Origin of the sequence: Sutcliffiella rhizosphaerae, assembly GCF_917563925.1 — a bacterium.
Lineage (GTDB): Bacteria > Bacillota > Bacilli > Bacillales > Bacillaceae_I > Sutcliffiella_A > Sutcliffiella_A rhizosphaerae.
In genome coordinates this window covers 24,098-36,378 of sequence record NZ_CAKJTJ010000034.1, presented here as the reverse complement: position 1 = coordinate 36,378, position 12,281 = coordinate 24,098, and the positions used below count along the sequence as shown (strand labels likewise).

Sequence of the window (12,281 nt, the reverse complement as noted above, 5' to 3'; positions counted from 1 at the left end):
TATGCACGTATCTCCAATCTATACTTGTTTCTCGACAATTCAAGTATATTAGACTGGGTGATTACGTGCATTTTTTATGTCTTCAAATTGTGTAGGAACCCCAACATTTATTATAGAACCATAAAAAACACGCCCCTATAAACAGGGCGTGCCAATCAAATGTTACTTTTTTATATGAGATATTCAGCAGCAAGTTAGCCTCTTCTTGCTCCGCGACCTCCGCGTTTTGATTCTGTATTACGCTTCAGGGAAGATAAACGATCTTCACTATCCTTTAAAAATCTTGCCATCTTTTGCTCAAAGTTTTCCTTTGGACGGAATTCTTCCCTTTTTCCTCGTGGTGGTCGTTGGCTTGAACGTTGTTGGTTATTATTTGGACGTTGTGTTGATTGAGTTGGACGTGGTTGTGGCTCACGATATGTGTCACTTGCCTTTTTAATAGAAAGACCGATCTTCCCATCCTTTTCCACGTTGATTACTTTAACTTGTACCTCATCACCAACTTTTAGGTGGTCGTTAATATCCTTAACATAATTGTCAGCAACTTCACTGATATGAACGAGACCCGTAGTTCCACCAGCCAATTCAACAAACGCTCCAAAATTAGTTATTCCTGTTACCTTTCCCTGTAACTTGCTGCCTACTTCGATTGACATAAAAAAAATGCTCCTCCTTAGAATCTTAAAAAATAAATCACTTTACCTTCTATTATACCTAGAGCAAAATTAAGGTGTCAATATAACGACTAATCTGCTGAGGTATTATCGTCCGGTATATTGAAGATAATCTCATCGTTCTCAGACATAAAATAATCACGACGGGCAATTTTTGCAATATAATCATCATCGTTAAGTTTTACTATTTCTTCTTCTAAATGTTGTTGTGTTTTTTCCAGCTTCACTAGCTCTTGTTCAACGGCTTCTTTTCTTTCTGCTTTATCTTGAAGAATAGATCGTTGGTCTAAGAGGGTTTTTCCCATTAATATTCCAAATATTAGTGCGATACAAAAGAATAATGATAAACGGCGATATAGTCCACGGCGTTTTTTTTGCTGCTTTAATTGTTGCTCTTGCTTCTGTTTGGAATAGTCGGAATGGATTTTAGCTATTTTTTGATTTCTTGCCGCGCTCATCGTATCATTCCTCTCTTAGCGCTTTTTCCAGAAATTCTTTACTCTATTCATTATACTATGTTTCCTATTCTTTACTAGTGTGAAAAATCCTTCAAGTTTTTTAAAAAGAATTTGAAAAATTTTCTTAACTGACTCGGGTAACAGCCTCCACGCTAACATGCCTGTCCATTTAAATGGGAGTAAACAAAGTTTGACAACTCTCCATATTAACAGAAGTATAAAGCGTACCACTTGGAAAATAATCTTCCAAGTCCCAAGTATAATTAGTAAGACGGCTTGTACTAATAATTGAATAGGTTTAACTACTAACATTCTTACTACTTTTGTTAAGAAGTAATACAAGTTAAGGACTAGCTTAATAATCGTTTCTAGCAAATTTAAATAAAAATATCGGAATATGCTTTGATAGGCTGCAAATCCGCAAACAAGGGCGATGAGGATATAAAAGCGAAGCTCTCCTTCATTGACTAACAGCAGGACATAGAACGCGATGAGGCCTTGCAAGAGCCAAAAAAGAATATCGTGAATAAATACAATCCATCTGGCTCTTTTTTCCCTTTTCAGAAAACGGCCGTACGTATCTATAGCCAGCCCCAGCCAAGCCCCGACACCGATCATGGCTATCATGGTATAAAACTGGGTTGTCAGGGTCATTTGAATAACTTACTAAAGAACCCTTTAGCTTTCTCCCCCTGTTGATCGTCCAGGTAGACAATTTCTGAGATTTTCCCTTTAATCGAGACAATCCCTTTTTCCACATCCAGGTTTTTCATTTGAAGGTTATGCCCTCTTACCGAAAGAAAGCCCATAACGGTCTCAAGTAAAAATTCCTCATTATCAAAACTTTCTACTTGTTTTACTCCAGTGATATCTAACAATCTGCGGCTTCTCATTACAATATCTTGCTCTTGCACCGTCTTGTTTTCTTGTTGATGTTCATAATATTGGTTCATACTCATCCCTCACCTATCATGACTTCTTGATAGTACATGTATATGAGAAGGAATATTTTTTAGAACAAGCCTTCTATTCTTCTGTTTGTTGCACTCTTTCTTCTTTCAAAATGGTATACATCATCGTTGCTTCTTCTTTCCTTGCATTCTCCTGGACATTATCAATGGAAGCTGTCACGATTTTTTGTCCAAAGTGAATCATTAATTCATCGCCAGCCTTTACGTTACTGCTTGCTTTTGCCTGTACACCATTAATATATATTCTGCCTTGTTCGGCAACTTCCTTTGCCAAAGTACGGCGCTTAATAATTCTTGATACTTTTAAGTATTTATCTAAACGCATACATTTTTCTCCCCTTATAATCCGGTCTTTTTAGCTTCATCCCAAATGGCATCCAATTCATCTAAGGTAAATTCCTTAAAACTTTTCCCTGTTTCTTTTACCTTATTTTCAATAAACGTAAACCTTTGGTAAAATTTACGGTTGGTCATAGCAACGGCTTCTTCCGGATCTATTTGATAAAACCTTGCAACATTTACAAGTGCAAATAAAACATCGCCAAATTCAGAGGCAATACTTTCTGGATCCTTCCCGCCTCTCACTTCGACTTGGAACTCTTCCAATTCTTCTATTACCTTCTCCCACATCGGTGCGACTTCCTTCCAGTCAAAGCCTACTTTCCCTGCTTTTTTCTGGTATTGGTATGCTTTTGTGAGATTAGGTAGTCCTTTTGCTACGGAATCGAGCAGAGACTGTTCTTTACGCTCTTCTTTTTCTTCCGCTTTAATCTGCTCCCATTTTGTCACAACATCATCGGCATCTTCCACCGCGCTGTCACTAAAGACGTGCGGGTGACGGCGTATCATTTTTTCGTTAATTCCTTCAATCACATCATCAATGGAGAAATACCCCTCATCTTCCCCAATCTGTGCGTGGAGCATCACTTGAAGTAACACATCTCCAAGCTCTTCTATGATGCCTTCCGTATCTTCTTGGTCAATAGCGTCCAATAGTTCATATGCTTCTTCTATTAAATACTTCTTTAAAGATTCATGTGTCTGCTTCTGATCCCACGGACAGCCGTCAGGTCCACGTAAGATAGCAATCGTTTGGCGGAAAGAGGAAAACTGTTTATATAACATTTCCTTTTCTGTAACCGGGGGGACATAGACACTAGTTAAGTTATTAATTTCTGTTACACGATCAAGCTCAAATAGTGGGACCTCTGTAATCTGCTCCAACGAAGATCCCGCCGCAGTGACGATGGTGACAGGATAATCATCTGGTAGTAGCTCCATTAATGTCAGCTTTACCTCTGAGGCGATAAACTGGTCATATACTTGACAAAATATCATCGCTTGGGTGGGTTCGATCGCATCTTTGATAAGGGAAGTTGCATCATGAAACTGGAACCCATTAATTGGGTCGAGTCCTAGCGCCGTAAACATTGGGTCAAGGAAGCTTTGTCCCCCCTTTATTTCTAGGTTGATAACACCTAGCTTCTCTTTTTCTAATAAGAGCTGCACGGTTTTTTCTGCCACTAAAGGATGTCCGGGGACAGCATAAACAATATCATTTTCTCTACTAAAATTAATCAGTTCATCTGTAATTTTTTCATAAACGGACGCAAAAGACTCTTCTTGTTCATATATCGTATCAAAAGATTGAAAGTTGAGTCCTTCTTTTTCTAGTTCTTTAATCACCGGATGCTCTTTTGTGCGAAGATAAAGATGATTCGCACCCATTAATTTTTTATATACTCCAATTGGAAGCTGCTCCAAATCTCCTGCTCCCAAGCCTAAAACTGTAATTGTCCTCATTATCACACCAACTTTTTATGCTTTATTTAATAGTTTTACCAATTGTTTACCTAGTGGGATGAGCATCCATTCTTCTTTTGAAAAAAAACTATTTTTCACTAGTATCACCAAATAAACGAACCCGCCTATCATTACCCCTAAAAAGCCTTGGATCGTGGATAGTAGGCGACTGTCTCCAACATAAGGATCCGTGAAAAGGAGAAAAACAGCCAATGTTGCCGACATCATCCCAATACTTGTTAACAATGGCGTAATTGCTAACTTTTTCATCATTAAGTTCCCAGTTCTTTTTTTCAATGCGATTAGCAAAAGAAGAGCAACAAGGCCGAATGCGGTAACGGTACTAATTGCTGCGCCTAGCGTATGAAATGCAGGGATAAGCACTATGTTTAATATATACTTCAAAGCAATTCCAATGATTACATATAATGCCGGTAAATAAGGATTCCCTAATCCTTGCAAGATGGCCGCTGCCGTTAGGGAAATGCTACAAAATAATATAGAAAACCCGAGTACACCTAACACCATCGATCCACTTCCATTTGAAAATAGCATCGTGTTAATCGGTGTAATCAGCCATGCAATTCCAAATGCGGCTCCTGCTCCCACGGCAATACTGACCCGAATAGAAAGGTTTATTTTTTCTTTCACTTCCTTTCCTTTTCCGCCTGAAAGGATGATAAAAGGAACTAAAGAAAGAGAAAAAGCTGTTGCCACTACGGTCCCTAGCTGAATAAGAGGCTGTCCGCGATCATAAATACCTTTTAGCTCTTTCGCAGTCTCCTCCATCATCCCCCCATTGATTAGCCCAGCATATATGGTAAAAGCATCCACCATTTGGAATAGGATGAGTAAAAGACTCGTAATACAAATAGTCATTCCTTGAACTATTAAAGCTTTGATAATAGAGAAGGATGTTGGAAGTTCTATTTTGGCCGTTTGATGGTGAATGTTCCTACGCTTATTTTTTTGATAAAAAAACAACAACACCAAAACAGCCGCAAATCCTCCTGCAACAGAGCCAAAAAGGGCTCCTGCACCTACATCATAAAGACTGAAACCTGCCTTCACCAACGCATAGGACAAGATAATAATTATCGCTACCCGCACCAATTGTTCACTAACTTGGGACACCGCTGTGGGGGTCATATCCCCCATCCCTTGAAAACTCCCACGCCACACAGAAACAAATGGAAGGATCAAAAACGAAAAAGCCACCATTTTAATAAGTACTGCAAGCTCCTCGTCCCCCATTAAAGAAGCGATGGAAAATGCGCCAACGTATAGAAGAATAAAACAAAGCAGTCCCAATAACAGAAGGAAAAGGAAGGAGACCCATCTTATTTTCCTAGCAGCCAAATCCCTGCCTTCTAGGGGATGCTCTGCAATAATCTTTGATATTACTACAGGAAAACCATATGTAGCTAATACTATAGCCACTCCATAGAATGGATATATTTGTTGATAAATATAAAAACCAACATCCCCCACTATATTCTGGAAAGGCACCCGATATACAGCGCTGAGTATTTTCGTCAATATCCCTGCCACTGTTAAAATCATTGCACCATTCCATACTTTTTGATAGGGATGAGGGGAAACGTCATTTGTCATAAAATCCGCCTTTTTCACTAGCAATTAGCCAAAGTAGAACGATCATGTGTTTGAACACCACTTACACGCATAAAATGAGGAAGTCCTCTCTGAATATACGCATCTGATTATACAATCAATAATAGAATGCACTAAATAAAGAAAAAAAGAAAGTGTTATCCCCTTTATATCTAGGTTACTAATTTCGGAATCGCCTTTTCCATCATTTTTGACTTTTAACGAATCCGTAATAGGTCATTCCAGTCACCTATCCGCTTATATTGACTCTAATGTTGGCGATGCATTAGACTGAAAATTGTGATAACAATGCGACTTTGTACCAGCTCTTTGAGGCATATGACTAGGCTAGTTTCCCCTTCTGGCCGGAGGAGCTATCCTACATGCATTTAATTTTCCTTAGCAAGCGTTTGAATAAGGAGGTCTATAAATGGAATATATCAGGGATTACGCCATGTATACTGCCATATTTGGATTTTTTAGTTTTAGTTGGTTTGGTTGGGCACAGGAAAATCCTAAGAAAAGTTGGCGATTATACATTGGAATCGCATCAGGTGTAGCACTCTTGATTAGTTTGGTTGGCATCTATCTAAGTGTAACCCATTGGAATTCCGCAACTGCTTTATCAGATCCAGGGGTATTCCGAAATTATTTAATTTTCGTAGTAATCGAGTTCCTCCTTGCCGGTATCGGGGCAGCTGGGTTATTAAAAACAAAGCGCCAAGATTATGTAGCTCCTTGGATCGCATTTATTGTCGGCATACACTTTATTTGGTTGAAGGACATTTTTCAAGATGCCAGTTTGTACATACTTGCTATTCTTCTCATTGGAGTATCAGTTGGCTCCTTGTTCATCGCCAAAAAACTTCATGTCGCCAATAGCGCCATTACTGGAATAGGCTCTGGTATTGTTCTATTTGGTTTTGCTATGTACGGGTTAATTCGCTTTTTATTGGCGTAGCTAGTGGATCTCCTTATGATCTCGATATGCGAGACATTGCGCAACTCAAGAAGCTGACTGCCCATCGGCATTCCATTTGACCACACTTTTGGACTTGGAAAGTACTACATTCTTATAGGGTTTTGGTGAAATTAGCGGTGGAGAGGGCTTAATGCACTTAATTTATAGAAAAAATGGGGACTCTTTGGCGGAGAGCCTCTTTTATCAATGAAAACGAAGCAGTTATCAACGGAAAGAAAGCCTTTATCGACGGAAAAAATAATCTATCGACGAAAAGCATGCCTTTATCGACTGTGCGGTACACCTCAACAAAAACCGATACTTTTCACACACTCTCAAGTTTTTCTCAAATGGTAATCAAAAACTTACTAGCAATAAAAAAGTAGGACGGAAAAACAAATTGTTTTTCCGTCCTACTTTCATTTTAGGGAGTATTATTGCTCCATTTGCCTTGCTAAGAAGCCAGCAGCCGTTTCCACAGCTTTTTGTTCTACTTCACCTAGGGATTTCTCTTTGGACATGATGACCACTGCACCTATTGGGTCTCCGTTTGCAACGATAGGACCGATTGTATAGGAAGCAAGTGTTTCAACATGACCATCGACAATTGCCAATTGCTGTTCATCCGTTTTTAATACAGAATTGCGATCTTCCATGGATTTTTCCACGATTTCACTGATGCTCTTATTCAGGTATTCCTTTTTAGAGCTTCCAGCAACAGCAATAAATGTATCACGATCACAGATTAATACAGGGTGCCCTAAACTGTCATAAAGAGCTTCCGCATATTCTTTGGCGAAATCGCTTAATTCACTAATCGGGGAGTATTTCTTTAAGATGACCTCTCCATCCCGATCCACGAAAATCTCAAGCGGGTCTCCCTCTCGAATACGTAGGGTTCTTCTAATTTCTTTCGGAATTACTACGCGACCTAAGTCATCAATACGACGAACAATACCAGTAGCTTTCATTTGCTTATGTTGCCTCCTTCATCCAATGATAAAAAGAGATGAGTTAAATTGGTGGAATTGATCAAGATGTCCTGCTTTTGAAGAATTCACCATTCGTTGAAATTAGTATCTTACACTCAGGGAGTTATATACATGTTGGAAAAGTTTTTTTCTGTTTGTAAATTCCCCCAGTATTTATATAGACATAATTTGCTATTCTCAAACCTTTTAGGACGCATTTACACTTTCTTTTTTTACTTTTTCTAGTCCTTTTATCATGGATAAAGCTATTTGTAGCCATTCATCGCTTGTTATTTTATTCGTTTGGATGACAATCTTAAGACGCTTTCCTTCCATCCCCAAGCTAACTTTTCTACCGTATTCATTTCCAAGTAAAAATAGCTTATGACCATCAATTTGATTACTTGCCTCTTCTGATATTAGAATAACCAGTTCCTGTTTCATCTGCTTAATAGAATCCACTTTCTCTTTAAGCCCATGGATTTTCATTTCCGAAACTTGGAATAGGTAATGAACCTCTTGCGGATAGTTTCCGAACCGATCCTTCATTTCATCCTGGAGTTCTACCATATCTTCTGGAGTTTCCAGTCCTCTAAACCTTTTGTACATATCGATTTTCTGATTGCTGTCTGGAATATAGGACTCTGGGATATAAGCATCCAGTTCCACATCGATTGTTATTTCATGAGCAGGCTTTGCGTCCTTTGGTCCTTGTCGACTTTCAATAGCTTCTTTTAACATTTGAGAATACATGTCGAACCCAACAGAATCAATGAATCCGTGTTGCTGGGCACCTAAAAGATTTCCTGCCCCCCGAATGGAAAGGTCACGCATCGCAATTTTAAATCCAGAACCAAGCTCTGTGAATTCTTTAATAGACTGCAGACGTTTTTCCGCTACCTCCGTCAATACTTTATCTTTACGATAAGTAAAATAGGAATATGCGACTCGGTTGGAGCGCCCGACACGTCCCCGCAATTGATAAAGCTGGGAAAGTCCCATTCGGTCCGCGTCAAACACAATTAAGGTGTTCACATTAGGGATATCCACGCCAGTTTCAATAATCGTTGTGCTTACAAGGACATCGGCTTCCCCTTCTAAAAATTCAATCATCACAGATTCCAATTCATTTTCGGTCATTTTCCCATGTGCATAAGTGACACGTGCATCTGGTACTAGCATGGAAATTTCATCCGCTTTCCGTTCAATATCTTCCACTCTATTATAAAGAAAGTAAATTTGACCACCACGAGCTAATTCGCGTTCTATCGCTTCTTTAACTAGGTTACCGTTGTACTCCATCACATACGTCTGAACAGGGAACCTGTTTTCCGGAGGGGTTTCAATTACGGAAAGATCACGCACACCGAGCATGGACATATGGAGCGTTCGTGGAATCGGAGTTGCTGTTAAGGTCAACACGTCAATATTCGCTTTTAGCTGTTTAATTTTTTCTTTATGTGTAACACCAAAGCGCTGTTCTTCATCAATGATTAACAGTCCGAGATCTTTGTATTTTATATCCTTCGACAATATCCGGTGTGTCCCAATAACAATATCCACTGTGCCATTTCCAAGTCCTTTAATTGTTTCTGTCTGTTGCTTTCTTGATCGGAAGCGACTCATCAAGCCAATGTTTATCGGATAATCCTGAAATCTCTCTCGAATTGTTTCGTAATGCTGCTGTGCCAATATCGTGGTAGGAACTAAAATAGCTACTTGTTTGCCGTCCGTTATTGCCTTGAAGGCAGCACGAATAGCCACTTCTGTTTTGCCGTAACCCACATCACCACAAAGGAGACGATCCATTGGTCTCATACGTTCCATGTCCTTTTTAATTTCATGGATGGAGCGCAGCTGGTCTTCTGTTTCTTGATATGGGAACGTAGCATCAAATTCTCTCTGCATCTCTCCATCAGGGGAAAAGGCATGACCAACACTAGCCTCTCTTTCTGCATATAGCTTGATGAGGTCGTCTGCTATATCTTGAACAGAGGATTCTACCTTCGTTTTTACCTTTTTCCAATCCGTTCCACCAAGCTTATACACTTTTGGTTCTTTACCTTCAGAACCAACATATTTTTGTACCTGATCGATTTGTTCAACTGGAACATAAAGCTTATCAGAGCCTTGGTACTTAATATGAATATAATCTTTATGAAGTCCATTTATATCAAGCGTTTCAATCCCTAGGTATTTCCCGATCCCGTGATTAATGTGCACTACATAATCGCCGACATTTAATTCCGTATAATTCTTGATTCTCTCAGCATTAGTTAACTTTTGTCTGCTCTTTGGTTTTTTCGTTTTCTTTTTAAAAAGTTCTTCTTCTGTAATTACAGCTAGTTTTTGCATAGGAAATTCAAAACCAGAATGAAGATCTCCTTCCACTATCTGTACTTCCCCATGGACAAATGCCGAACCTCTTGAGAGCTTTCGGATGTCCATATCATAATCTGCAAAAACAGCCTCTAATTTGTTCATCCGCTCCTGATCAGATGCTAGTACCACTACAGCATAATTAGCTTTTCTCCACCGCTCGATTTCCGATTTTAATAGATGCATCTGCCCATGGAAATGCTGCATGCTTTTAGAGGACATACTTATTAAATTTTCGGGATGTGTATGTGGAACCGCCCTTAAAAATAAGGATAAATATAAAAATGGATGCTCACTACTATGAATCACCTGTGCAAAGGAATGGGAAAATGATAAATCTTGCACCGCTTTCCCTTCTTCCAGCAATTCAATTAGCCATTCTGCTTCCTCTTTATCCAAGCCTTCCGCCGTTTCGTGAATCCGACTAATTTCATCCAGTACCACAAGACCGCCTTCAGGAAGGTAATCTAGTAAGCTAGCACGGGTATGATAGATTAAGGAAAGATATTTGTATATTTCCGAAAACACTTGTCCATTGCTCAACTGTTCCAGCTCATACGGTATGTTTTCCGTCAGTAGTTGTCTAACGTTCTCATTCTTTACCTTCTTTAACGTTTTAGCCAGTTCTTGTTCCAAGACTTCCCGGCCATCTGCCATTTCCTGTTTTGTTAGTAGTATTTCCGTCGCAGGGCCAATCGTCACCTGCTTCAAACTTTCCTGGGAGCGTTGATCATCCACTGTAAAATATCGAATCGATTCCACTTCATCGTCAAACAGTTCGATACGGACGGCATACTCCTCTGTAATTGGATAAATATCAATGATTCCCCCTCTGATACTAAAATCTCCTGGGGTAGCAACCATACCGGTACGCTGATAGCCTAATGAAACTAGACGATCCGCAAGGTTATCCAATTCTATAGTTTTATTAACCTCTACCTTTATAAGGGCATGCTTCCATTTATTTTTAACAGGAAGGATTCGCTTTAATCCTGCAATAGGAGCAATAACGATCCCATTACGTTTGGCAGTCCAGTGGTTTAATGCTTCAATTCGCTGCGCTTTTAATTCTGGGCTTGCGATCCCGATTTCTGCCGCAAGCACATCGTTAACAGGGTACAGGAATAATTCATTCTCCGGAAGAAAGCCAGCTAAATCATCGTAAACCTTCTGTGCATGATACAAATTATGTGTAATTAATAAAATTGGCTTTTCTCGTTCCTGGTATAGAGATGCTATAAGCATGGATCTCGCAGAATTAGAAATACCTGAAACTAACTGCTCTTTCATCCCTTCCTGCAAACCTTCTAAAATGGATTGAAAATCATCATTTTCGGTAAAATATGGGGTAAAACCTTTCATTTCGGAATCCCTCCTCTCTCCATTACTGTTTCTTTTCTATACACAAAAAGGCCTTGGTATTCAACCAAAGCTAAGCTATTGAATAAATCTCTCTTCCTCATGCCAGTCTGGGTTTCGCTCCAACGCCTCCTGACAATCCTCACAAATCGTTTTAACATGTACATCACCATTTTGTTGGTAGTTAATCATTTCTTGTCGTTCCGTATCGGTTAATTGGTGAAATCCTAACTGTTCTGTATACACGGATTGGGAATCAATTGAACCCACCTTGTAACCACAATGCCTACAATGATAGTGAATAGCCATCGGTTTGCCCCCCTTGCTTTTACCAATAGTATGAACAAAGGGAAAAATTGTTATACAAAACCGGGCATTCACCAGCTCTAACCAGACATTCTATTGTATTAACGATTAAAGCTATTCATGACTTGCAAAAAGTCTGTAGACAAGCTTTCTTCACATGCGTCGGCAGCTTTTTTTATACTATCATCAATTGCAGGTCGTTCTTCCGTATGAAATTTACCAAGTACATAGTCAGATATGGAAGGACCGTTTTTAGGTCTGTCTATCCCCATTCTTATTCGATTGAAGTTTTGTGTCTGCAAATGTTGAATGAGGGACTTAATGCCATTGTGCCCACCTGCGCTACCCTTTTGGCGCAATCTAAGCTTTCCTGCCGGTAAATCAAGGTCATCATAAATTACGACAAGATCCTCTACATCCAGCTTATAAAAGTCCAATAATGGACGAACACATTCTCCGGACAGATTCATATATGTAAGCGGCTTTACTAATAATACCTTTTCTCCATTTACCATTCCTTGACCAAATATCCCTTTAAACTTGGATTGCGTCAGCGGAATACTCCATTTATCTGCCAATTCATCTATCACCATAAAGCCAATATTATGACGTGTTTCTTCGTATTGGCGTCCTGGGTTTCCCAAGCCAACAAAAACTTTCATTTGTTCTCCTCCTGCTACCTCTTCCTCTTTCCTTAACAAGGAACGTAAAAATTTCATCATAGATAGGATGCCTCCTATTGGTCCTGTTCATTAGTCAAATATTAATCGATTCACACGGACTTTCTT

The 12,281-nt window shown here is 39.4% G+C and carries 12 protein-coding genes; 1 reads left to right on the top strand and 11 read right to left on the bottom strand.

What is annotated here, in order from left to right:
- Window positions 1–194 precede the first annotated feature (194 nt).
- The 7 genes from LRP81_RS19385 to LRP81_RS19355 all read right to left on the bottom strand — a co-directional run bounded on the left by LRP81_RS19385 (window position 195) and on the right by LRP81_RS19355 (window position 5,520).
- A complete protein-coding gene (locus LRP81_RS19385; protein ID WP_230504213.1) occupies window positions 195–656 on the bottom strand; it encodes a S1 domain-containing RNA-binding protein in 462 nt (153 codons plus the stop codon).
- A gap of 89 nt (window positions 657–745) precedes the next feature.
- Window positions 746–1,132 (bottom strand): FtsB family cell division protein, encoded by a 387-nt coding sequence (locus tag LRP81_RS19380; protein WP_230504211.1) that lies wholly within the window; start codon window positions 1,130–1,132, stop codon window positions 746–748.
- Window positions 1,133–1,147: 15 nt separating this feature from the next.
- A complete protein-coding gene (gene yabQ, locus LRP81_RS19375; RefSeq protein WP_230504209.1) occupies window positions 1,148–1,786 on the bottom strand; it encodes a spore cortex biosynthesis protein YabQ in 639 nt (212 codons plus the stop codon).
- The gene (gene yabP / locus LRP81_RS19370) at window positions 1,783–2,085 is read right to left on the bottom strand and encodes a sporulation protein YabP (RefSeq protein WP_230504207.1); all 303 of its coding nucleotides are present in this window, start codon (window positions 2,083–2,085) and stop codon (window positions 1,783–1,785) included. The genes yabQ and yabP overlap by 4 nt, the downstream gene beginning before the upstream one ends.
- Before the next feature lie 73 nt (window positions 2,086–2,158).
- Window positions 2,159–2,428: an RNA-binding S4 domain-containing protein gene (locus LRP81_RS19365; protein WP_230504204.1), complete on the bottom strand. Its 270-nt coding sequence runs from the start codon at window positions 2,426–2,428 to the stop codon at window positions 2,159–2,161.
- A 14-nt stretch (window positions 2,429–2,442) separates the two neighbouring features.
- Window positions 2,443–3,906: a bifunctional methyltransferase/pyrophosphohydrolase YabN gene (locus tag LRP81_RS19360; protein WP_230504203.1), complete on the bottom strand. Its 1,464-nt coding sequence runs from the start codon at window positions 3,904–3,906 to the stop codon at window positions 2,443–2,445.
- 15 nt (window positions 3,907–3,921) lie between these two features.
- The gene (locus LRP81_RS19355) at window positions 3,922–5,520 is read right to left on the bottom strand and encodes a putative polysaccharide biosynthesis protein (RefSeq protein WP_230504201.1); all 1,599 of its coding nucleotides are present in this window, start codon (window positions 5,518–5,520) and stop codon (window positions 3,922–3,924) included.
- Window positions 5,521–5,947: 427 nt separating this feature from the next.
- On the opposite strand from LRP81_RS19355, the gene LRP81_RS19350 reads away from it, so the two are divergent.
- Window positions 5,948–6,478: a hypothetical protein gene (locus tag LRP81_RS19350; RefSeq protein ID WP_230504198.1), complete on the top strand. Its 531-nt coding sequence runs from the start codon at window positions 5,948–5,950 to the stop codon at window positions 6,476–6,478.
- A gap of 434 nt (window positions 6,479–6,912) precedes the next feature.
- Here the strand turns inward: LRP81_RS19350 and spoVT are convergent, their stop codons facing one another.
- From spoVT to pth, 4 genes are all read right to left on the bottom strand, one after another.
- Window positions 6,913–7,449: a stage V sporulation protein T gene (gene spoVT, locus LRP81_RS19345; RefSeq protein ID WP_230504196.1), complete on the bottom strand. Its 537-nt coding sequence runs from the start codon at window positions 7,447–7,449 to the stop codon at window positions 6,913–6,915.
- A 207-nt stretch (window positions 7,450–7,656) separates the two neighbouring features.
- Window positions 7,657–11,190 carry a transcription-repair coupling factor gene (mfd, locus tag LRP81_RS19340; protein WP_230504194.1) on the bottom strand — a complete coding sequence of 1,178 codons (3,534 nt, stop codon included), beginning with the start codon at window positions 11,188–11,190 and terminating at the stop codon, window positions 7,657–7,659.
- Window positions 11,191–11,265: 75 nt separating this feature from the next.
- Entirely contained in the window at window positions 11,266–11,496 is a 231-nt protein-coding gene (locus tag LRP81_RS19335) for an anti-sigma-F factor Fin family protein (protein ID WP_230504192.1), read from the bottom strand.
- Window positions 11,497–11,594: 98 nt separating this feature from the next.
- Window positions 11,595–12,155: an aminoacyl-tRNA hydrolase gene (pth, locus tag LRP81_RS19330; RefSeq protein WP_230504220.1), complete on the bottom strand. Its 561-nt coding sequence runs from the start codon at window positions 12,153–12,155 to the stop codon at window positions 11,595–11,597.
- Between the last annotated feature and the right edge of the window lie 126 nt (window positions 12,156–12,281).